The sequence below is a fragment of the Stenotrophomonas sp. SKA14 genome, from assembly GCF_000158575.1.
Classification (GTDB): domain Bacteria; phylum Pseudomonadota; class Gammaproteobacteria; order Xanthomonadales; family Xanthomonadaceae; genus Stenotrophomonas; species Stenotrophomonas forensis.
The window spans coordinates 3,939,540-3,961,081 of the sequence record NZ_DS999412.1; the positions used below are offsets into that span (position 1 = coordinate 3,939,540).

The window sequence follows — 21,542 nt, forward strand, 5'->3', positions numbered from 1 at the left end:
CTGCGGGGCGCAAGGGCTGAGCAGGAACATGCCACGGGCACCGGGGGCGCCCCGTAGATGAGCCTGCTCGGGGAAGCATTGTCGGCACTGCGGGGCCGTCGCCGCCACGATGCAGTGTTGACGGCGGCCCCCGTTGTACCGCTGGGTGCGGACCAGGCCCTGGTACGGGCCATCATCGACGGCTCGCACGGGGCGTTTTCGCAGCTGGTCGAGACCCATCAACGCACCTGCGCGCATGTGATCGGGAGCATGGTACGCGATCGCCTCCGCCCCTTTTCCAGAACGACGAACGCCGGCGCGGGGCCGGCGTTCGAAGTACAACGAGTGTGCGGAAGGGGGCTACATCGATCAGCGGTAGACACGCTCGCAGCGGCGCTCGACAACACGGTCGCCATTCTTCTGCTGCTGGTTGCCCTGGATCTGCCGGCCCGCGGCGCCACCGGCGACAGCACCGGCCACGGTGGCCAGCTTCTTGCCGTTGCCGCCGCCCACCTGGTTGCCGAGCAGGCCGCCAATCACCGCGCCGGTGGCCGTACCGGCAATACGGTTGGGATCACGCGAATTGCGCTGCACTTCCACGTTCTTGCAGACCACGCGGCTGCCATCATTGAACTTGCGTCCTTCATCACGCGGCCCGTAGGTCTGCGCGCCTGCAACCGAGCTGGCCGCCAGCAGCGTGCCCAGCACAAGCAGTCGAGTCGAGGTCTTCATGGCCATCTCCTGAGGTCCGGTATGGGACAAGTGTCCTCTCACGGTTGGCAACCCGAAGTGAAATGGGCGTATTCGCGATGACATCGGCCATTCTTCGTTCAGGAAGAAAATCCGCGCCCATCGCGACCAGCCATCGCGATGGGCGCCGTCTCCCTGCCGGCTTGCCACCTCTCTAGAACTCTTCCCAGCCACCTGCGTTAGCCGCCAGCGTCGGCTCGATACGGGGCGAAAGTACCGCCGGCCGACGCACCGGAACCACCGTCGCAGCGACCGCCGCCAACGCGGGGCGCATCGCCGCCGCAGCGGTGGCGGCGCCGGTGCGGAACACCGATACCGCTTCGGCCAGGAGGTTCGCCTGCTCCTCCATCGAGCGTGCCGCTGCGCTGGCTTCTTCCACCAATGCCGCATTCTGCTGGGTGGTCTCGTCCATCTGCACCACCGCCTGGTTGACCTGCTCGATGCCCGAACTCTGCTCCTGCGAGGCGGCAGAGATATCGGCCATGATGTCGGTCACCCGCTGCACCGAGGCCACGATCTCGCCCATCGTGGTACCTGCCTGGCGCACCAGCGCCGACCCATCGGCCACCTTGCCGACCGAGTCCTCGATCAGGCCCTTGATCTCCTTGGCGGCACCGGCCGAGCGCTGCGCCAGCGTGCGCACCTCGCTGGCCACCACCGCAAAGCCCCGGCCCTGCTCACCGGCGCGCGCCGCTTCCACTGCAGCATTCAGTGCCAGGATGTTGGTCTGGAACGCGATGCCGTCGATCACCGAGATGATCTCGGCAATTTTCTTCGAGGAGGCTTCGATGGCGGACATCGTAGTCACCACCTGGCCGACCACCTCCCCGCCCTGCGAGGCGACACCATGCGCGCCGATGGCAAGCTGGTTGGCCTGCCGTGCGTGTTCGGCATTCTGCTTCACGGTGGAGGTCAGTTCCTCCATCGACGCGGCCGTCTCTTCCAGGTTCGCCGCCTGCTGCTCGGTGCGCCGCGACAGGTCGGTGTTGCCCGAAGCGATCTCGCCCGCCGCCAGGTTGATGCTGGATGCGCTGGCCTGGATGCGGCCAACGATCTGCTTGAGCTGATCGACGGTGGCATTGCAGTCATCGCGCATGCGCGCAAACACCCCGTGGAAATCGCCGTGCATGCGCACGGTCAGGTCACCGCGCGAGATCGCCTGCAACAGGGTCGACACCTGCACCAGGTTTTCATCGGTGGTCTGCATCAGCTGGTTGAGCCCGGCCACCATGTCGCGGAAATCGTAGGCGAAGCGATCCTCATCGCCACGCAGGCTGAAGTCCCCCGCCGCAGCTGCGGTCGCCAGCCGGCGGATCTCGCTGTTGATCGCCGACAGGCTGCTCTTGGTTTCGTCCATTGCCTGGGTGATCGCCGCCTTCTCGCCCGGCAACGGGTCCATGTCCACCGACAGGTCACCGCGGGCATAGTGCTTCATCACCTCGATCAACCGGTTCTGCACCTGCACGTGCGAGCCAACCAGCGCATTGGTCTCGTGCACCATGCGCCCGTAGTCGCCCGGGAAGGCACTCTCGTCCATGCGGTAGCTGAGGCTGCCGGCATCGTGCTGGCGGGCCAGTTCGCCTTGCGCCGCCATCACCGCCTGTACCTGCATCTGCATGCGCTGCATCGACCTGAGCAGCTGGGTCACCTCATCATTGCCCGACGCATCGATGACGTTGTCCAGGCGGCCACTGGCGATGCCGTCGGCCAGGGTTACCGCGCCTTCCAGCGGGCGGGTCAGGCTGCGGGTGATGGCCCACGCCGCCAGTGAACCCAGTACCAGGCTCAGCACGCCGAACACGATCGACAACGTGCCGGTCCAGTATTCGGTTGACCGGTATTCCTCGCGGCTGCGCGCGGTCAGCGTCTCCTGATGCCGAAGCAGGGTCGAGATCGCCTCATTCCATGCGGTTGCCAGCCCGTGCTCGGCCAACAGCTCTTTGGCAGCGCCGTCAAAATCCCCAGCCTTCATGCGCTCGTGCAGATGCTGGGTCGAGGCGTCGGTCGCCTTGCGTGCCGCGTCGATTTTCGCAACCAGGGCATCGCCGGTGGCGTCACGCGGAATCTTGATGTACTTGGCCCAGATGCCGTCGTAGGTCTGCGACAGCTCCTGCGCCTTCTGATAATCCTTGTCGAAATCCTCGCCACGCTTGATCACCATCAGCCGGCGGTGCATCAACACCGCGTTGTTGGTATCCAGCATGTCGTTCAACAGCCGCATCTTCACCATGTTGACGTCCACCACTTTCTCGAACTGGGCGGACTTCAGGTGATTCCCGTACAGCACCAGGCCGACGATGGCCACGATGAACAGCAGCAGCAAACCGAACCCGGCACCCAGCCGGGATCCCACTCGGAGGTTGCGTAAGGCGAGCATCTCAATTCCCTTGATCATGGCCGTACGATCGGTTGCGGCGCAGGCAAGGGAAACTTTATGGGCCAATATTATTATATCGATCCAAAAGATTGAAACTGTGCAGGCAGGCGTGAAATCGGGCCGAGCCGGATAGCACTATATCCGGATGAAATATCGATATACCGCTTACCCTCCCACAACCATCACGTCACCATCACGGCTTTCGATACGTCCCAGCCTTTCTGCTGCAGTTCCTGCTGAACGTCCTTCAATGTCGGGACAGCCTGCGCAAACTCCCTGCCTGCCAACCGGAAGCCATCCTTCCAGCAATACAACCTGTTGCCCTCCGCCAAAATCGACACCAGACGTTTCAACAACCCTTCGTCCAGTTCATTGGCACCGTCGTCCAACTCCAGAACCAGAAGAATCTCCTGGGCGGCATCCACGGGTGGGCTATAGACGGTTTCGCCCAGGTATTCCACCAGTGCGTGGGCTCGAAGAATCTCGATCCTGATGAAGGGTTCGATCTCTCCCACCCGCTCTTCGCTTCCGATCTCCCACTTGTTGACCTTCAGGTCAAGAAAGCTACAGTTGTTGAGATCCTCATCGCTCTGAAAGTGGGAGACGGGAACGTCGCCCCATGCGGCATGGATCCACGCGTCGCGCTGTGGCAATACGACCGATGAGTGCAAAGCAATCGCGTACTTCCGGCTCATTGCCAGCCCCCGCACACCATTGAGCGGCCGCACCATGAAGCCTGATGGCAGATTCCCCTCAGGACGCTCGCACCGTTCGGCATGCTCCCTTCGCGCGAAATCGCGATCGAGTGCGCCTGTGCGATCAAATGGGCACCCTGCGGCCTGGAAGCGCCCATCAGGAGTTTCATGTCCATACTTCACCTTCGGGCGACATCCAGACCAGTCCAAACGGCGCATCTGAAAGGAACCAGATTCCCTCCTCATCGAGATCCGCCTGGTCTCTTCTGGCAGGCCATGCGCGGCGCAGAACGTCCAGCTGCTCCGCGGTCCTCCCCACGGCGAAGACACCATTGGAGGCAAGCTTCAACCTGCCTTCCATCATCAATATCTCCAGCATCGAGAAGAAGTCCTCCGTCTGCTGCTCGAAGGTCATGCCACGCCCTTCCAGTTCCATATTCATGTTTCTCCAAAGTACCCCCATGGAGTACCCGTAGGAGTAGCGGAGCGTATTGCGGGCGGCGTCAGACATCATCTGAAATGCATCTCCATGGCAGTGTGGCCTGCAATCGCCGGGGCGTGGCCCAACGTGTGGCTGGTGCGATGGAACGCATCATTCCTGAGATTCAATGCACTCCCCTTGGGACCGGCGTGACTCCTGGTGCAGGCGCCAAACACAGCCATGCGGCGCGCAGTATGTGTTTTCCGGATGCGCTCCGCAAAGCACGCACCACCCGACTCTCATCCGCGACCGGAACAACGCTACAGTCCCTGCATGACCATCACCCTGCAGATCGAAGGAACCGCCATCGATGACATTGCCGGCCTGTACGCGGAGATCAACCGCGTGTTCATGGCCGGCGAGGACTGGCAGCTCGGACCGAGCCTGGATGCGCTGGACGACCTGTTGTATGGCGCCTACGGCGCGTTGGCCGGCCATCCGCAGGCCACGGTGATCTGGCGCGATGTCGCACACAGCAGAGCGGCCCTGGGCGCGGATGCCACCCGCCAGTGGCTGCAGGCCAAGCTCGACACACCGGGAACCTTCAATGCGCAGGCCATTGCCCGCCAGCTGCAGGCCCTGCAACGGGGCGAAGGCAAGACCTACTTCGAGATCGTCATGGACATCTTCGCCAGCCATCGGCAGATCACCCTGGTCCCAGCCTGACTGCGCCCCCTGCAGGATCGTGACCGGTCAGCCGCAGCGGCGTCGCCGGTTCCCAGCAGTTACCATGGACAGCCCTGTACCTGCTCCGCTGCCGCTGCCCTCCGGCGCGGCCGGACGCCCTGATCCACGAGTCCCATGTCCAAAGACAAGTCCGCCGAACACACCCCGCTGATGAAGCATCATTAGCGTCTGTTCATTTTCGAGCGCGAAAGCCTTGCTGGGCAAGGCCCGGACAGCCAGGCCAATACTCTGACCTGACCGCCGCAACACTATCGCAACAACTCTTCCCTCTTACTTACGCGCTGTGCGGCCACCCGTCATCCCCAGGCCCAGTCACCGGCATCCGCCTTGACCGCCCAATGCCACGCGCCTTCTGCCCCTGTCACGCGATCGGCAATCGGTTTGACTTCTTGCCCTTGTGTGTGCTATGGCTTGCAACGGGGCAGGGTTTCTTACTCTTTTTCCCTGCCTCATTAAGCCCCCGAGCTGCAGGCCTCCTCCCCCGGTCGTTCGGGGGCTTTTTTTAGCTCGCTTGCGCTTTCCTGAAAATCCACTACCCCTGAAAGCATCTATCTACCTTTCTGGGAGGAAAGCATGCAACCGCGCTTTACCATCGCCGTCGTTCTGGCTTGCCTGACACTGGCTGGGTGTTCGACCGTTCAACCCAAACCCAAGCCCAGCAGCCCCTGGGTTTTCCAAACCCCGAAGCCGCACGGCGCCATTTACCGATTCTTCCATCCGAAAAACGAACGGATGTGGAAGGGGGTTTCCCCAGCGCTGCGGGAAAAGGTGGAAGCCGTCCAGGCCCAGCTGGCCGCGGAAGGGTTTGATGTGCGGCCCGTGGAAGGGTATCGAAGCCCCGAGCGCCAGGCGGCCCTGCTTGCCTCCGGGTCTGGCGTGACCAGCGTTGGGGCATTCTCCAGCTGCCACAACTTCGGACTGGCCTTGGATGCCGCCGTGTTCATCAATGGGGAGCCCAGCTGGAACTTGGACGATGCCCATGTGATGGCCGGCTATCAACGCTTTGGGGAGCTGGCGGAGATCGTGGGGCTGAACTGGGGCGGCCGATGGACCAGCCCGAAAGACTATCCGCACGTCGAGCTGAAAGCCGAGTGCGGCCAAGCCAAGTGGGCCTACCGGCAGGGGCGCAAGCCGGGCGCGTTTCCTTCGGTGACCGGGGAGCCCTCTTCGGAAGTGCTGGCCCGTGCGCTGGCACCGGCTTGGTGCCCTGCGGGGATGGAAACGGCGTGCTTGGCCTGGGGCAATGAAAACCGGATGGCCTGGAACTGGTTCGCGCCGGCACGGGTTTGCTTTGCGACCTTTCCTAACACCTTGAAAAAGATCGGATGATCACCTTGCGGAAATGAAATCGCCTGCTATGGATGAAGTATCAATCCATACTCGGGAGGGTTTTCATGTCTTCGCTTCGCGCATCCATCTTAACGGCTTTGATGGGGGCCTCGTTGTTTGCCTCCCCATCGTTTGCTCAAACCGCCACGGGAACCGGGGCCACGGCTTCGGAACCCAACTCGACGGCGACCGGGGAATACGCCCAAGCCTCAGCCCCGAATGCCACTGCAACGGGGGCCTATGCCAATGCCTCCGGGAACGGGGCCATCGCCACGGGCGTTCAAGCCAACGCCTCCGCAGACAACGCGGTGGCGTCGGGCACGAATGCCCAAGCGTCCGGTGCGAACTCCATTGCGACGGGCCAAGCCGCGAATGCCGCGGCAGCGAGGACTGTTGCCATCGGCACTTTGAGTTTTGCTGGTGGCGAAGATGCGGTAGCCGTTGGACAACAAGCCGTCGCGACCGGTGTTAAATCGTTGGCTCAAGGGGTGCAGGCGCAAGCCAGTGGGGATCTTTCCATGTCCTTTGGCTATTCCAGCCGTTCGCGGGGCAATGCATCGATTGCTCAAGGCCACTTGGCAGAGGCAAACGCTGACCATGCCGTCGCCATAGGCACCTCTGCCGTTGCCGATGCATTTCAGTCACTTGCGTTAGGCGTTGGGGCTGAAGCACGCGGGCAAGACTGCGTTGCCCTGGGCTCACATAGCCGCTGCTGGGCCAGTGACGAAGTCAGCGTGGGATCCACGTATGAGGACGGGGGCCAGAGCACCCGCCGAATCACGAACGTTCGAGCCGGCACCTCAGACACCGACGTCGCAAACCTCGGACAGGTCCGTCAGGCGGCCCAAGCGCTGGGCGGCGGTGCCACGTTCGTCAACGGCAACTTTATCGCGCCCATCTATCAGTTCCGCAGCGGTGCCACGCATCAAACCGTGGGAGCCGCATTGGACGATCTGGACGGACGCGTGACTTCGCTCGAGCAAAACCCAGGCAGCGGCTCTGGCACGCCAGGCCCGCGCGGCGCGGATGGGTTGAGCGCTTACGAGGTGGCCTTGGCCAACGGCTTCCAAGGGAATGAACAAGATTGGCTGGCAAGCCTGAAAGGGGAGCCAGGGGTCCAAGGGCCTGCCGGCACCGATGGGGTGGATGGAACCGCCGGGACCGGCGCGGGCTGGACTGTAAGGGCGGGCAAGAACGTCGAGGTGACCGACAACACGGACGGCACCCAAACCGTGGCGGTCAGCGACAACGTGCAGTTGTCCGAGCAGGGCTCTGTCCAGGTCGGCCAGACCACGGTCAACGCCCAAGGCGTGACGATTCAAGGCGGCCCTTCGGTGACGACTGCGGGCGTCAACGCGGGCAATCAGCGCGTGACCAGCGTGGCTCCGGGGCGCATCGAACGCGGGTCCACGGATGCTGTGAACGGTGGGCAGGTCTACGAAATGCAGCAGGTGTGGGATGACCGCTGGGTCGATACGGACCGCCGCCTTCGGCACCAGGATCGCCGCATCAACGGCTTGGGCGCGCAACTCGGCGCGATGAGCCAGATGGCCACCGCTGCGGCGCAGAACGGGGGCACGGCCGTTGGCCAGGTGAACCTGAACGTGGGCGTGGGATTCTCGGGGGGCAGTGCTGCAATGGCCGTGGGCTGGGGTGCTCGGGTGTCTGAAAAGGTCAGCGTCTCGGCGGGCCTGTCCTTCGGCTCTGGCAACAAGCCGGTAGCCGGCTTCGGGTTGAGCATCAACTTGGGGCGCTAAACGATTGCGTGGTGGAAAAGGAGGTGATCGTATCTCGGCAAGGGCCCTTCGGGGCCCTTGTTCGTGCCATGGCTTGACGAATCGGTTCTTTCTTTTATGGGTATGTAGGTATACCCATCGATGGAGGACCCTTGAACTGGAAACGCAATCAGAAATACCTGCCCCGCCCACGCCATCTCTACGGGTTGTTCTTTGACAACGGGTGCTGCTACGTGGGGCAGACCGTCGATTTAAAGCAACGCGAGCAGCAGCACCGCAGTGCTCGTGGGGGCTGGCAGGGACGCCGATTCTCGTTCGTCCCGCTGTCGAGCATGACGGGCACCCAGGCCGATGCCGAGGCTCACGAATACGCGTGGCGCTACAAAGCCCTTCAGCATGGCTGGCGGATCTACAGCAAGCCACCGGGCATTCTTATCCGCGATCCCCGCAGGCGCACCACGGGTTACATGAAGTCCTTGGCGGCGGGGTATGCGTGGCCCGAGGCGGTTCCGCGCCGCTCGGCGGGGGCTCCGTCGTCCCTGGCTTGGGGGCTCTTCAAATGGCTGTTCCTCTACCCCTTCCTTTTCGGCGTGGCGGTGATAGTGCTGCAGGCCGTGGTCATGGCCACCCTGTAAAGCAAGGGCCCCGGCGGAAGCCGCGGGCCAACCTGCCCCACCCTCCATGCGCTTTTGCTCCATGCCGCTTTGACGTTGCTTTGGTGTCAAAAAGAACGCAGCCAGTGGCCGCGCCTCAAAGCAAAAGCGGTGTGGAGAGAAAAGCACATGGGCGGCATTGCCGCCCAGCCTGCTGCTCACAACGAGAAGCCCTGCCTGTGATTCGGGGACTGCGCCGGCAGCTTGGGAGACGCCTGGCGCGCCCGCCGCAACGGCTCCAGCACTTCCAGCAGCCAACGGGCCTTACGCTCGCCCTCGCTCATCTGCGGTTTTGGGCGTTCCGCGTGCTCCTTCAGCAACGCGTCGAGCTTGCCCTGGATGCGCGTTCGCTGAGCGGCTGGGCGTTGAGTGGTGGGGCGTGCAACTGCCCCAGGGCGCTGGACAACCGGCCGTTGCGGATCGTCTTTCAGTCCCGCGTCGAGCACGGTCGCTTTCAGTCGCTCCAAGCCCAAGCGGGTGTTGAGCTGCTCGACGTCATCGTAAGTGCCGTAAAGCCTGTAGTGGCCTTTCGTGAGGCGAGTAAAGGCCACCAGCGAACTGGCGTTGTCCATCATCCCCAGGTTCATAAGGTGGAACACTTCGCGCTTGCCCTGCCCTTGGCTCTTGTGGACGGTCACCGCGTAGTCGTGGACCACCGCCTTGTGCTCGTGCGTGTTCCACACCACCTTACGCCCATTCTCCTTTGGGTTCTCCGAACGCAAGGCGCCGACGATATCGTAGCCGCCCGAGCGCGACGCTTTGATGGATTGGATGGTGGCCTGGGTGCCATTGACCACACCCAAGTCCTTGCTCTTGGCCGTGAACATCACCCGATCTCCCTCCACCAAGGCCAGATCGAACTTTCGTCCATTGACGCGCCCCTCCACCACCACCTCATCCGTGCCGATCTCGCCGCGTTCTTTTAGGCCTTTTCGAATCCCTGCGTTGAGAGCGCCGACCTCGGCCCGGCTGTGGGCCAGGACGAGCTTGTCGTCCAGCGCCGCTGGATTCTTGAAGTAGTCGTTCACCAGGCGCTCGATGCATTTCTCCTGCGAGTGGGCTTCCACGATGGAATCCATCAGGCGCTCCTTCTGCTCGTCGCCCAGCTCCAAGGTTTCGCGCCGGCTGCGGGTGCCCTTTTTCAGATCGACCACTTCACCGTTCTCGTTTTTGGCGTAGAACCCCATCGCCGTCTCGCGGTCCTCCTGCCGCGCCTGTCGGCGAATCTCGGTCAACTTCACATCGCCCACCGCTTGCTTGGTGAGCTGAAAGCCTGACCCCGCACCGATGGGCTGCAGTTGCTCGGCGTCGCCTTGAAGGATGACCTTGGATTTCGCTTTCTCTGCGTAGGCCAACAAGGCTCGGGTGTCGCGGGTGTCCACCATGCCGGCTTCGTCAATGACCAGCACGTCGTTGGGCTGGAGTTCGCGCTTGCCTTCGGCCAGGTCGTGAAGCATCTGGGCCATGGAAACGCTGGGCATGCCACTCTCGCCTTCCAACTTCTGGGCAGCTTTGTTCGACACGCACACCCCCAGCAGCACCATTCCCTCAGATTCCAGCGCTTCCTTGTAGAGCTCGGAAATCGTGGTCTTGCCCGTGCCGGCCAATCCGCTCAAGTTTGCCACCCCGCCACTGCCGCGACAGATGTGGTTCACGGCCACCAACTGCTCTTGCGAGAGCTGGAAGCCCTTGGCTTTCTGGTAGTCCTCAATGACGCGATCCACCGTGGCCTGCGAAGCATGGTGCTGGGTCTCGTTTGCCCGGCGGTTGGCGATGTCCACCACCGCTTGCTCCGCTTGCAACATCCATGGCGCGCAGAACCGGTCTTCCGTGTGCTTGCGGGCCAGTGTCTGCCCCCGGTCTTCGTCCGCCAAGCGCTCGGCGTTGACCAGCACCAGCCCATTGTCTTGCTTGAACTGCTCAATGCGGGCATGGAGTCCGGCCGCGTCCAACTTGCCGGCGTATTCCATTCCCAGCACCCGCACCAAATCAATGTCGTTGAACACGGCTTCGTTCTCGTGGAGCAGTTCCAGCAGCTCGGCGTCGCTCTTGTGCTCCACCTTGTCCAGGTTGCCCTGCGCTGCTTTCAACGTCTCCGGGGTCAGGTCGAAGCCCTTCAACGCCTCCTGCCAATGCTCGACCAACTCCGTGTAAGTGGGCTCGTTCTTGTGCTTCCGCGTGGCCTTGTTCGCCTGTTGGGTGCTGACCCCATGCTGCTCCGCGTATTCGAGCAGGGCCTTCCGGCGCTTGCTGAAGTGGTCGATGACGTCCTGGTCGATGCCCGCAAGGCGTGCGTAGGATCGGTTGGTCTCCTTGCCGTCGTCGTCCAGTTCTCGGACGTGCTCGACCTGATAGCCCAACCCTTGAAGGTTCTTGTAGAGCTCCAGCTTGTAGATTTCATCCATGGCCCGGGCATGGCGATAGATTTCGACGGCATCGAAGGTCGATTCCTTGCCATCGGCTCCCAGCGCCACCCCATAAACGAGATGGTGGGTGTGCAGATCCATGTCGAGGTCACGCCCGGCGAAGTGCTGGTGGCTTGACCACACCAGGCCCTTCACGCCGATCACGTCCTTGCCGCCCTTTCCCCGTCGAGTCTCAACCATCTGTTCCAGCCGGTTCATCGCTTCTGCAGAGGCGGCTTGGTGCGCCTTGAGCACGGCATCGCGCCGTTCTGGCGACTCCATTGCAAAGAGAATCCCAACGTCCTTGGGCGCCGACACCGTGACGTCGTAGCCGACCCGGTGGCCGCCGACCACCACGACCTCGGGCTTGCCTTGGGCGTCCAGGACGGGATCCCCGTTCTTGTCCACCTTTGGCCGCACCTTGCCTTTCTGGCCTGCGTTCTGGCAAAGCGCCCTCCCTGTCTGGGGGTCGAATCCTTCGGCCAGCTTGCTCATGCTCTCCCGTGTTACCGCCGTGGACAAGAGATTGAGGTGCGCGGCCATCTTGCCGCCCCAGGCCATGGTGTCCTGCGCGTTCCCGTCTTTGTCGAGGTAATACTCGGTGAGCATCAGATACTCGACCACGGCCGCGCCGGACTTGCTGTCCGTGCCTTGAGCGGTCAATGCCGTGACATTGAACATGGAGTCCTCCAGGAATGGGTATCCCTTCAGATCTACCAAAACCCAGCGACTCCACAACCCCACTACTTGCGGAAGATTGCTTCCAGCTCGTCGTCTGAAACGGCGCGGAGCTTCGGCGGCGTGGCACCACGTTTTTGCAGCTCCGCGGCGGCCTGATCGGCGGTCATCTTCAGCACCCGCTGGACCTCTGCAGCGCTCTGCGCGTCGCTCGGTGACATGGGCTTTTGCTCCACCGGGCGCGCCCCCTGCTTCGTCCACCGTGCCCGCTTCTGCCCCTCTCGAACCTTCGGATAGCTCACACCCGGCCAGTCCAGCAACAACAAATCGCCCGTGGTCTGCACGATGGCCCGGATACCCCAACGTTCTTTGCCGTAAGCCTTTCCTTTGCGGAAGCCCAGATCGTCGGTGAGGCGCCCTGGCGGAACAACGGATTTCGACTCCTCGTGGACGGTCGCCTTGTCGTCATGCGTGCGCCAAGCCACGGTGCGCTTGCCCAGGTTCCGGGAGATCTTCTCTCGGGTCTCGCCAACCTGGAGCTGGCAAATAATGTGTGTGCCAACCAACCCAGAAAACGCCTGCGCGGTCTTGTCGCCGTAGACCTTCTCGACCTGTGACCAGTCTTGGACGGCCATACAAGCCACTACGCCTTTCGACCGACCTAGCGCCAGCAACGGCTCAATTTTGAGCTGGCCGACGGAGCTTAGCTCATCGAAAAAGAACCCCAGGAACCGACCGCTTTCATCATCTGGCAAGCTGGGCGAAATGATCTCGGGCACGGCCACGTTGATCATGGCGGAGATGTAACTGCGCGCCAACACCTCGTCCGGTCCGCTCTGGACGATCACTTGCTTCCTACCCTCATAAGAATCTTTGATCCAATCCAGCATGGAGAACATGCAGTCCGGCTTGCGCTCCGGCCAGGCCAGGGCCAGGCGCTCGATGACCGCGGTTCCATTCGCGAGGACGGCCATGCAGCTCGATGTGGTGTTGCTGTCGGGGTTGGCAATGAGAGCGGCGGCTCGGGGGTAGTAGAGCGACAGTGCTTTAGCCATCGGTTCAGCGGGACGGGCAACCAACGCGGCCAAGTCTGCCCACCCCCAGTTCTTGCCCTTCGTGGCCTGGAGTTCGCGCACGCACCCTTCCAGCAAGGCTTGCGCCGCAGACGCCCAGAATGCGCCGCTGCCCTCCTCCGGGGGGATGATGGATTGGGAGAACGCGGCAGCCTGGGTTTGCGTCGCTACGTCCTGGCCGACATCCCAAATCCAACTGCGCTTATCAAACGGGCAGACAATCGCTGGCCGTTCAAAGATCGAAGTGAAGTCGCCCTTGATGTCGTAGATGAATGCCTTTTTGTCGAGCTTGACCACCTGTTCCAGCAGGTGCTTCAGGATGACCGATTTGCCCGAGCCCACGCTTCCGTAGATGAACATGTGACGGGCCAGCAGCTTCTTGCTGACGGTCCAGTCGCGATGCAGCGACAAGGCATGCAACTCGTCCCTCTGCTCCTTCTTCGTGAGCGAGCGGCGGCGGGCTTCAGCGATGGCTTCCTTGCCGCTAAGCAGTTGATTACCCCCGATGTGCCACATGTTTGAGCGAGGGGCCAACTCCCGACGCGTCACCCAAGCCGACGTCCACCCTGTCAAGCCCGCCGCAACGCCTACCCGTGCCAACGTGCCAAACGTGGCCTGCTCCTTGGCCACCTCCCAGAATGCAGCGGCAGGCTCTCGGAATGAGATGGTGCCGGTGGCAAGGTTCCCCAGCGCTGCCAGGCTGCCAGTCAGTGCCTGACCGTAGTTCATGAGGCTGTGGCTGCTGGGAATCTGCCAACCCAGCCAGAGCGCGACCGGATAGGTCAGCGCCGCGATGCATGCCCCGCTAAGCAACCCCTGGGGCCAGTAACGGACTTCGCGGCTCGGCTCGATGCTCGGCGGGACCGTCCAGCTCCAGCAGTCATAGACCGTGGATTTGCTCACGTCCCTTCTCCCTCCCCCGATGCATGTCCCCCGGCTTGCGGCCGGCGTTGTCGAGCTGGCCAGGGTCCGCGCCTGCGGCCATGAGCTCCAGGCAGCACTGCGCGCGTTTGTGCTGGGCCGCTACATGTAGGGGAGTCTCCCCGCGGGGGTTCCCCAACGCTGTATCCGCGCCGGCCTCAATCAACCGACGAACGATACCGGGGTGGCCGTGGCGCGCGGCGAGGTGTAGCGGCGTCTCGCCGTTGGCGTCGGGCACATTGGGCTCGGCATGCATGCGCAAACAGGCCTCCACCCCATCGAGGTTCCCGGTCGTTGCGTTCTCGCAAAGCCACGTCTGCCAAGGGGCTCCGTAGAGCCCGAGGTGGGGGGAATGCGCATGGGCCGCTGCCAGCACCTGGCTACCATGCATCGTGGTTAGCGCTTCTCGATAGGTCGCCTTGACGTGGTCCGCCGCCAACCGGGCTTGGGCATAGGGGACCTCAAACCGGCGGAGCAGTTGGGCGATGTCTAGGGGCGGCTGAGACGGCACCGGCAGTTCAGGCAGGACTCGGAGGGCCTGGAGCTGCTTCGCTGCGGAACGGTTCGACTGGACCTGGTCGATGGATTCCCTCAGTTCTCTCAACAGCCCATCCCGCTGCTCGGCCGGGAGCAACGCGTAAGCAGAGGCCAGGGTCTTGTGACCCAGCACGCCGGCATGGATGGCTGCGTCGAGCGGGTGCGCGGACAGGTCCGGATCGACCTGTAGCAACGCGGCGTGACCGCCCTGCCCCAGTTCCAGGGAAATGCGGTTGGAGAAACGGCTGGGGGTCAGCACCCAGTCAAAGCCAGCATCGGTTCGAGTGTCCAGCCCGGACACCTGGGCTTCTCGGCAGAACCGCGTGGCCAGGTCCAAGACTTCGCGTGCATCGGCGGCAGCGGCTGCCTCGTGATGCTTGCCGTAGAACCGGGCCAGCGTCAGGGGATGGAGAATAGGATGAAGCAACGACTCGTGGGGACGATTCAAGAAATCGCCCCCATCTGGGTTGCCTGCTGGGTTGTTGATCTGGGGTTCCATCCCCATTGCATACCGCTTTTCTGCCGTTTGGCAATCAGCAGCAGATCTTGATGAAGTAGGCCAGGCCGATCAGCACGCCAGTTTGAAGGACGAACGAGACGTTGTGTAGGTCCATCTGCTCCAAATCCTCCCGGAGCCAAGCCATCATGCCAGCAGCCCAGCGACGTTGGCAGCAATGTAGCTCACCACCGAAAACGCACCCAACGTCAACAGCAGGTTCCCCACGTTGTCCACGGCGAACTCGTAAGCATCAGCGAAAATATACATTGGGACCTCCCCGGGTTGTGTTTGACTGATTACATTCAACCACACCCCATAAAACTGGCAACCCAAAAAACTTCGATTGATCGACACTTTTTATGTTTAGTCAAACTTTTCGCCACTCTTTCCAGCCGATCACCCCACCCCGCTTTTTGCTCTGAGCCGCTTTTGGCATTTTCTTTTATGGGTAGATCGAACCACTCACAACTACGCACCAGCGCCCAGTAAAAAGGGCCCCGAAGGGCCCCTATTAGTGTGCTTACTGGCGAAACACATTGGGTTGCCGTTCGCGATCTTGCTTCTGCCAATCAAACTCTTCCTCATAGAGGCGCATCTTTTTCTGCTCAGCCAAGGCCGTTGCGGCGAAGGTCGCCCCACCCCACTTGCCGGCACCGTATTGGGGAAAGACCACCTGCACGTCGTCGCTCCGCTGGCGCTGCTTGCGCCACTCATCCAGACGCATCATGGGAATCTCCACCTGCCCCGCGCGTTGCTGCTCTTCCTGGGCGCGCTCAGAAGGCATCTGACCCACTCCCTGGCGCTGCTCGATGGTCTTAACCAGCTCCTCTTGCTTGTTCGCCATTCGCTCTTGATGCTTCGCAATCTCCGACGGATCCGACTTCCGAAGCCACGTTCGAATGTCTTTACGAGTCTCCTTTAGACCCGCTTCCAGCTCCGCCATTTGCTTGTCATACGCCGCCCGTTGCTTGACCAAGAAGAGGTTGGGCCGCCCTCTTACCTCCATTTCATGGCGCTGATTGGCCAAGTCCGCTGCTCGCTCCTCCAGCATCACCAGCCGCTCTGGGTCCAAACGTCGCTCCATGGAGCGCTGCATGCGCTCCACTTCGGATTTTTGCTCGTGGGCCTTCCGGTCCAACTCCGTCCATTTTTCTGCGACGGGGTCTTTTCTCGATGCCATCTGAGCGCGGAACTGTTGATCTTTCTCGTGATGATGGTTCATTACTTGGTCTCCTGCTGTGGGGATTGAAGGTCTTTGGAACGCGCCAGGCGCTCCTTCTTGATTGCCGCCACCACCGCCTCGACTTGGCTAAGCGGAAGGAAGGGGGTGTTGCACACGTCGGCGCGACGAACGCCAGCCCGGTTGAACCAAAGAATGGCTCGCCCCTGCTGGTTCAGCAGGCCGGTGAACTCGGCTTGCGAGAACAGCGGTTGGGCCTCGCGGTGACCGGACGCCGGCACCTCAATGTCCTTCACGGCGTTCACCCCAGTGAGCTTCTGGCCGGTCCAGCGCATCTTGGTCACGGGGTCGATGTGGGTCGCCACCAAGCGCCCAGCACCCGCCCTGCGCAGTTGCTTCATGCCGGCCGCCATGGGGTGATTCGGGTCGAACAACGAGTTGTCCAACGCCATCTCAATCCCACCGGAGTAGTCCAAGCCAACGGCCTTCTGCTTGAAGGAAGTCATTTCTTCGACTCCGTAGCGGCTGGCCGCATACTCGTAGCTCTTCGGGGTGGTGCGCTGCAGAACGAGGTTCTGGAAGCTGCCCAAGAACTGATCAGCCGCATCGCCAGGCAACTTCACCCGAATGCCGTCCACGTTCTGGGTGGCATAGATGCAGCCCATCTTCGTTGAGCGGCAGATCGGCAGGATGATCTGATCCTCGCGCCCAATGAGGTTCTGGCACTCATCCTTGATCAAGATCACCGGCAGCTCGCCGCGCTGGCGCCATTCTTCTTCACTGACTTCGTTCCGCAGCTTGATGCCGTTGTTCAGACGCTGGCAGATGAGGTTCTGCACCAACACGCCGGCGGTGCCGTGGCGCGTGTCGGGCAGGTTCACGCCCATGGAGGTGCCCTTGAGCATCTGGCCCACGTCCACTTCGCCTCGCTCAATGCTGTGCCAGGGCACGCCGTTCTCGTCCACCAAATACTTGCCGCGCATCAGGGGATTGATCCGACGGTCCACGTTGGCCATGAAACTGCCGCGCGTTTCGGCCGGGTAGGTCGGCCACTTCTTGAGCACGAACTCAAACGACATCTGAAGCAATGAGCCGCCGACGAGAAGGTCCGGGTGAATGGTCTTTTGAGCCGTTTCCAGCCGAAGGTCCCAGTCCTTCTTGCGGGCCGCAAAGTCCTCATCGCTTCCCAGATGCATGGGTTGCACGCCGAGGAAGTTGGCCGCCGCCAACAAGCTTTCACCGGGCAAGCTGCTGGTCTGCGTGGTGCGAATGTCGTTGATGGCGATGAGAACCTTGTTCAGGCGCTCCAGCGTCCACTGCCACTCGCGCTCCTTGGAAAGCTCTTGCTGGCGAATGGCCATTTTTGCTTCCAGGTCGGCGATCACCAGATCGATGTCAGCACCATCCCCGCCATTGGCCACCTCAGCATCTTGCTTCTGAAGCAATCCTTCAATCTCAAGCTCCAAGCCCAGTTTCTCTGCGGCATCCAACGCCCGCATCTTGTTCTCATGGTTGTGTAGCGCTTCCAGGATGACGGTCGCGTGGTCGATGATGTCCGCGGACATCCCCTTCCAAATATCCGTCTCGTCGTCTTCCATGCGAGTGTTGGTCAGCGCAGCCTTCACGCCTTGGGCATCCAGGCCTTCAATCAAGCCCAAGTGAACGCCGGTCTCCACCACGTAATCCAACATGCCGCGAACCTCGCCCGCGAGCGCCCCCTTGCCGCAGAACACCGCGAACGCGCAGGGGTAGCCCGACTTCATGATTTCGGCCATCAGCCACCGAATGTAGGACGATTTCCCCATGCCGCTTTCGGCCAAAATCATCGCGTGCATGAACAGGTCATCGACGCTGATGCCTGCCGGGGAACCGGCGTCGTAGCAGAACTTCGCCCCTTTTTTCTTCAGGTGGCCGGTCGCCGTGCCCCAGGCAATGAATGGGGTTTTGTCAGCCAAGGCTTTCCGAACTTGGTTTTCCAAGGCTTCGGCCGTCGCCCGCTCCATCAACCCTTGCTTGCCTAGGTTGAACCGGGAGCTTTGGGACTGAAGCGCCAACGTGCGCTCTTTGTAGTCCCGCGAGTAGTAGACAAACCCGTATGCACCGGCCATCACGAACCAGGCGAAGCCGCCGATCACCGGCGGGAAGAGCGTCGTGATCAGCAGCGCAACCATGCCAACACTGCTCCAAAGGACAAAGGCCTTCAGACGTGCCAGCCTTCCGCCCCACGCTTCCTGATCTTGCTCCACCGGAGCAATCAGGCAGTAGAGGAACCCGGCCACGAGATAAAGGGTCAGTGCCGTCATGGCACCGCTCAACACGATGCCGCTGGTCCAAGCTGCCGTCCCCAGGCCTTTGATGAGCACCAACGGCAATGCAAAGGTCAGGAAGAATGCCCGCAACGCATCCGAGGTGCCCTCGCTCCTTTGAATGGCCCTTACGTAGGGGACGACGACCGGAAGCAGCAACCACCCCAAGATACCGACGTAAGGGATGGAAGTGAGAGCTGAGATCAGCGCACCAGAGATGGGAAGCGCCGCATACATCAAGAACAGCGCCGTGCTATCTCCCCCTTGGAACTTGTCCCTGGGCAGCACTCGGCTCTCGATCAGCCGCCCGTCTTTGGTCAGCTCCGCCCGGCCCTCCTGATTCTGCAGATCCAATGGAGCCGAAGGCCAGAAGACAGAGAACTTCTCGTCCTTCTCGTCCATCGACCCCGGAACCACGTAGCAGCCGCTTACGGCGTCGTATTCTGCTCCCAAATCCGTGGCGTTCTTCTCACGGCCTTTCGGAACCACCAGCCGGCGGCTGGAGACACGGTTGTGCGCGTTGACCAGGCCTTGGACGTTCTTGAAGTTGGCCGAGGATTTTTGACGCACGGCATCAACGATCCCCTGAGGCGCCCCGCGCAGCAGGATCCGATGCTTGAGCTGGTTGGCGAGGTCCAACAGGTTGTAAAGATTCAATCTCATTTCAGTTCCTCCTGGCCCAACTCATTCCAAATCGTTCTGCACCGAACAACCGCATTGCTGGTAACGTCGTTCCTTTTCCATCTGTCCTCGCACTCAGCGCGAAGCGCGGCAAGTTCCTCCGCAGTGGCCTCCTTCTCAGCAGGTAACGCAGCCCTTTGAGCAGGTGCCGTGCTCGCTTTTGGTTCGGCGGACGCCGCCGCCCTTTTGGGCCGAGCTTCTTGTCCACTCTTCAACGGGCTGAGAACACCAGCAACCAACTGAACTGCCATCCCAACCGGCGATCCACCCCAGTTGGAGAACGGCGCCGCGATCAGGGCACAACCAAAGCTGACGGCCACTACGGCCAAAAAGGTTGCCTTCGGGATTTCGGCCTTACTGACCTGCCGGGCTTCCTCTGCGTGCTGCTGCCCAAGGGACCACGCTTTCAGATTGTGCTGCTGCATCTCAATCGGACGATCCTCGGCCAGATCGTAGTAACTGTCTTTGACGGCCTGCGGGACATTTTTTAAACCCAGATCATCAGGACGCCCCAAGAACGTCTCGCCATGCCACCGCATGAAGCGAGATGTGAATGAAACCCCCGCCCCGCGATACGGCAAGAAGAACCAACCCAACATAAAACCTCCCTTGAATGTAACCACCATTTACTTGTAACCGACCATCTTGTTTGCGCAAGGGGTTAGTTGATTCCAGCCTTCTTTGCCCAGGCATCCATGTCGCTTTCTGCCTTTTCCTGCCACTGCGTTTCTTCCCGGGGCTTTTCAGCCGCTGGTTTCTTAGCTGCAGGCGTTGCTCCTACGCCTGCCGAAGACGTCGCTTTGGCAACCACTGCCCTCGGCCTCTTCACTTCCTCAGGAGCGCGTTTGTCGCCTTTCTTCACCTGTTGAACCTCGGCCCGTGCTGCCGCCCTGGGCGCTTCTGCGAGAGCAGGCGCGGCGCCCTTCTCAACCGGCAACGCGGGCGGCGCTTCGACTGCAACCGGCGCTTGCTCAGGTTCAGGAGCCGAAACAGGGGACGCTTGCTTAACCTCTGGGCCCGGCACTGCCGGCGTTGAAACAGGCGCAGCCACCGCAGACGCAGGAGCCGCAGCGGGAGCGGGTTCGTTTTTCCCGGTGTCGCGAGTGACCCACCATGCAATCCCCCCAGCCAGCACCAGGCAGGCGACGCTGGCCACAACGACGATTGACCAGCCCTTCTTGCGGCTGACCGTTGCTGAGGTCGAGCCAGCAGGGGCGGCATGCGCTGGCGAGGGCTCCGGTTGAACCGCTGCCGCGTCCGCGACATGAGGCGCGGGCGTGGACGGGGGCAACGCCTCCACGTCCTCCGATGCCTCCGAAGCAACGGAAAGGTCCGCCGGCTTCACTGCCTCCTCTTCCGCAAGCACGTCCGGCGTCGGCTCTACGGCTTCTGGTTCGACAACGACCACCGGAGCCAGCGGATCTTGGGCCCGGCTGGGTCCTTCCGGTGCAACCGTTGTGGGTTCCAAACCCGGCTCGGGGGCGCACACGTCCACCGGCTGCGAACGGGCGTCAGGCTTCGCCGCTTCCTCCCGTTCGGCTTGTTCTTGTTCTTGCTGTTGCCGCGCCTGCTCGGCTGCGGCGGCCTCCTTGGCTGCCTTGGCTGCCTTGGCCTCTTCTGCTCGGCGTGCCAAAGCTCCCTGGGTTTCCTTGGTCTTCTCGACAGCCTTCTCCGTCAGCTCCTTGGTCTTGCGCCCGAAGGCACGGCCCCAATGCTTGGCAGCGTTCAACACCTCGCTACCTCCGCTTGGCGTTGTGGGCGGAGTGGTGGTGGCGGGCGACGGCGCGGTGTCGTCATCAAAAAGCTCAGCCAACTCTTGGAGACGGCGAAGCTCTTCGGGGCTTTGGGGGGTGTTGCTCATCGGATCCTCCAAGAGTTTGAAAAAGATTTGAGCCAAGGGGCTTTCGCCCCCCAGCTCTCGGTTGGCTTAGCGAACGTCAGGGATGGGCGTCACACGAATGAGGAAGGGCTCGTTGTCCTCCCCGCACGCCACAATCGAGCGATGAGCAGTCAGTGCCCCACGGCGATACAACTCCTCCGCGGGGATCGGGCACACCGCGAGATCCCCGCCCTCAAAGCGAATCGTCAACTGGCTTTTCGATGACCTGAGCAGAGCCGCCAGTTTGTCCAAGGTCGCGGCCGTCTTCGGATTGCTGCCCTGCATGTCCTTGGGGTTGTAGCGAATCGTCAGCGCGTCCAAAGCCTGGGCCTGGCCGTCAGTGGTCTGCACTGTTTTGGTCTGCACTTGCGCGTCCAAGCCCGCCTGCCTCGCGGCTTGGGCGACCTCTTCCGCCTCCTGAACCTGTGCGCGAAACGAAGCAATACCGCCAACGACCGCGCCCGCGGCGCACGCCGTCAGGGTCTTTTCTTTCTTGCCCGTCAGCAGGGCGATGCCTGCACCGGCAGCGCAGCCAATCCCGCCCGCCTTGAACAGGCGCAGCTTGTTGGTTTTCTGCGGTTCCGCCGGAGCGGCGTCCTGAGCGAACGAGATGCCAGGGGCCAGCAACGCGGCGATGGTGAGAGTAAGAGCAAAGCGTTTCATGGAGACCTCCTTTGAGGCAGTGGGGGGAAAGGG

Annotated in this window: 17 protein-coding genes; 4 read left to right on the plus strand and 13 right to left on the minus strand. The window is 61.9% G+C overall.

All coding sequences use genetic code 11. The features are described from left to right. Positions 1–348: 348 nt before the first annotated feature. From SSKA14_RS17805 to SSKA14_RS17820, 4 genes are all read right to left on the minus strand, one after another. A complete protein-coding gene (locus SSKA14_RS17805) occupies positions 349–717 on the minus strand; it encodes a glycine zipper 2TM domain-containing protein (RefSeq protein ID WP_008268471.1) in 369 nt (122 codons plus the stop codon). A 166-nt stretch (positions 718–883) separates the two neighbouring features. After that, positions 884–3,106, minus strand: coding sequence for a methyl-accepting chemotaxis protein (locus SSKA14_RS17810; protein WP_008265347.1), 2,223 nt, complete (start codon positions 3,104–3,106; stop codon positions 884–886). A 182-nt stretch (positions 3,107–3,288) separates the two neighbouring features. Beyond that, a complete protein-coding gene (locus SSKA14_RS17815) occupies positions 3,289–3,984 on the minus strand; it encodes a hypothetical protein (protein ID WP_157635957.1) in 696 nt (231 codons plus the stop codon). Then, positions 3,968–4,243 carry a DUF596 domain-containing protein gene (locus SSKA14_RS17820; RefSeq protein WP_157635958.1) on the minus strand — a complete coding sequence of 92 codons (276 nt, stop codon included), beginning with the start codon at positions 4,241–4,243 and terminating at the stop codon, positions 3,968–3,970. The genes SSKA14_RS17815 and SSKA14_RS17820 overlap by 17 nt, the downstream gene beginning before the upstream one ends. A gap of 312 nt (positions 4,244–4,555) precedes the next feature. On the opposite strand from SSKA14_RS17820, the gene SSKA14_RS17825 reads away from it, so the two are divergent. From SSKA14_RS17825 to SSKA14_RS17840, 4 genes are all read left to right on the plus strand, one after another. Continuing rightward, entirely contained in the window at positions 4,556–4,948 is a 393-nt protein-coding gene (locus SSKA14_RS17825; RefSeq protein ID WP_008267696.1) for a barstar family protein, read from the plus strand. Positions 4,949–5,542: 594 nt separating this feature from the next. Beyond that, positions 5,543–6,298 carry a M15 family metallopeptidase gene (locus SSKA14_RS23070; RefSeq protein ID WP_053091888.1) on the plus strand — a complete coding sequence of 252 codons (756 nt, stop codon included), beginning with the start codon at positions 5,543–5,545 and terminating at the stop codon, positions 6,296–6,298. Between the two features lie 65 nt (positions 6,299–6,363). Next, positions 6,364–8,055, plus strand: a complete 1,692-nt coding sequence (locus SSKA14_RS17835) for a YadA-like family protein (protein WP_160314184.1) — start codon at positions 6,364–6,366, stop codon at positions 8,053–8,055. Between the two features lie 131 nt (positions 8,056–8,186). Then, the gene (locus tag SSKA14_RS17840) at positions 8,187–8,669 is read left to right on the plus strand and encodes a GIY-YIG nuclease family protein (RefSeq protein WP_040008353.1); all 483 of its coding nucleotides are present in this window, start codon (positions 8,187–8,189) and stop codon (positions 8,667–8,669) included. A 176-nt stretch (positions 8,670–8,845) separates the two neighbouring features. On the opposite strand, the gene mobF is transcribed toward SSKA14_RS17840, so the two are convergent. The 9 genes from mobF to SSKA14_RS17880 all read right to left on the minus strand — a co-directional run bounded on the left by mobF (position 8,846) and on the right by SSKA14_RS17880 (position 21,509). Beyond that, complete coding sequence (gene mobF, locus SSKA14_RS17845; RefSeq protein WP_008265274.1) at positions 8,846–11,773, minus strand: MobF family relaxase; 2,928 nt, start codon at positions 11,771–11,773, stop codon at positions 8,846–8,848. Between the two features lie 62 nt (positions 11,774–11,835). Then, positions 11,836–13,746 (minus strand): type IV secretion system DNA-binding domain-containing protein, encoded by a 1,911-nt coding sequence (locus SSKA14_RS17850; RefSeq protein ID WP_008268642.1) that lies wholly within the window; start codon positions 13,744–13,746, stop codon positions 11,836–11,838. Next, a complete protein-coding gene (locus SSKA14_RS23075) occupies positions 13,724–14,800 on the minus strand; it encodes an ankyrin repeat domain-containing protein (protein ID WP_050413387.1) in 1,077 nt (358 codons plus the stop codon). The genes SSKA14_RS17850 and SSKA14_RS23075 overlap by 23 nt, the downstream gene beginning before the upstream one ends. A 144-nt stretch (positions 14,801–14,944) precedes the next feature. Beyond that, positions 14,945–15,067 carry a hypothetical protein gene (locus SSKA14_RS24315; protein ID WP_269724181.1) on the minus strand — a complete coding sequence of 41 codons (123 nt, stop codon included), beginning with the start codon at positions 15,065–15,067 and terminating at the stop codon, positions 14,945–14,947. 253 nt (positions 15,068–15,320) lie between these two features. Further along, positions 15,321–16,022: a hypothetical protein gene (locus tag SSKA14_RS17860; protein WP_040008355.1), complete on the minus strand. Its 702-nt coding sequence runs from the start codon at positions 16,020–16,022 to the stop codon at positions 15,321–15,323. Beyond that, a complete protein-coding gene (locus SSKA14_RS17865; protein ID WP_008265877.1) occupies positions 16,022–18,949 on the minus strand; it encodes a CPBP family intramembrane metalloprotease in 2,928 nt (975 codons plus the stop codon). The genes SSKA14_RS17860 and SSKA14_RS17865 overlap by 1 nt, the downstream gene beginning before the upstream one ends. Next, entirely contained in the window at positions 18,946–19,566 is a 621-nt protein-coding gene (locus tag SSKA14_RS17870) for a hypothetical protein (protein ID WP_040008357.1), read from the minus strand. Before SSKA14_RS17870 ends, SSKA14_RS17865 begins: the two co-directional genes overlap by 4 nt. Positions 19,567–19,628: 62 nt before the next feature. Then, a complete protein-coding gene (locus SSKA14_RS23680; protein ID WP_040008359.1) occupies positions 19,629–20,828 on the minus strand; it encodes a hypothetical protein in 1,200 nt (399 codons plus the stop codon). Positions 20,829–20,894: 66 nt separating this feature from the next. Next, positions 20,895–21,509: a hypothetical protein gene (locus SSKA14_RS17880; protein WP_040008362.1), complete on the minus strand. Its 615-nt coding sequence runs from the start codon at positions 21,507–21,509 to the stop codon at positions 20,895–20,897. Positions 21,510–21,542 lie beyond the last annotated feature (33 nt).

Coding starts and splice junctions, on each gene's coding strand:
- SSKA14_RS17835 (WP_160314184.1), top strand. CDS start 6,364: ATGTCTTCGCTTCGCGCATCCATCTTAACGGCTTTGATGGGGGCCTCG.
- SSKA14_RS17825 (WP_008267696.1), top strand. CDS start 4,556: ATGACCATCACCCTGCAGATCGAAGGAACCGCCATCGATGACATTGCC.
- SSKA14_RS24315 (WP_269724181.1), bottom strand. CDS start 15,067: ATGTATATTTTCGCTGATGCTTACGAGTTCGCCGTGGACAACGTGGGG.
- SSKA14_RS17865 (WP_008265877.1), bottom strand. CDS start 18,949: ATGAGATTGAATCTTTACAACCTGTTGGACCTCGCCAACCAGCTCAAG.
- SSKA14_RS23070 (WP_053091888.1), top strand. CDS start 5,543: ATGCAACCGCGCTTTACCATCGCCGTCGTTCTGGCTTGCCTGACACTG.
- SSKA14_RS17880 (WP_040008362.1), bottom strand. CDS start 21,509: ATGAAACGCTTTGCTCTTACTCTCACCATCGCCGCGTTGCTGGCCCCT.
- SSKA14_RS17805 (WP_008268471.1), bottom strand. CDS start 717: ATGGCCATGAAGACCTCGACTCGACTGCTTGTGCTGGGCACGCTGCTG.
- SSKA14_RS17870 (WP_040008357.1), bottom strand. CDS start 19,566: ATGTTGGGTTGGTTCTTCTTGCCGTATCGCGGGGCGGGGGTTTCATTC.
- SSKA14_RS17820 (WP_157635958.1), bottom strand. CDS start 4,243: ATGAATATGGAACTGGAAGGGCGTGGCATGACCTTCGAGCAGCAGACG.
- SSKA14_RS23680 (WP_040008359.1), bottom strand. CDS start 20,828: ATGAGCAACACCCCCCAAAGCCCCGAAGAGCTTCGCCGTCTCCAAGAG.
- mobF (WP_008265274.1), bottom strand. CDS start 11,773: ATGTTCAATGTCACGGCATTGACCGCTCAAGGCACGGACAGCAAGTCC.
- SSKA14_RS17810 (WP_008265347.1), bottom strand. CDS start 3,106: ATGCTCGCCTTACGCAACCTCCGAGTGGGATCCCGGCTGGGTGCCGGG.
- SSKA14_RS17860 (WP_040008355.1), bottom strand. CDS start 16,022: ATGAACCATCATCACGAGAAAGATCAACAGTTCCGCGCTCAGATGGCA.
- SSKA14_RS23075 (WP_050413387.1), bottom strand. CDS start 14,800: ATGGAACCCCAGATCAACAACCCAGCAGGCAACCCAGATGGGGGCGAT.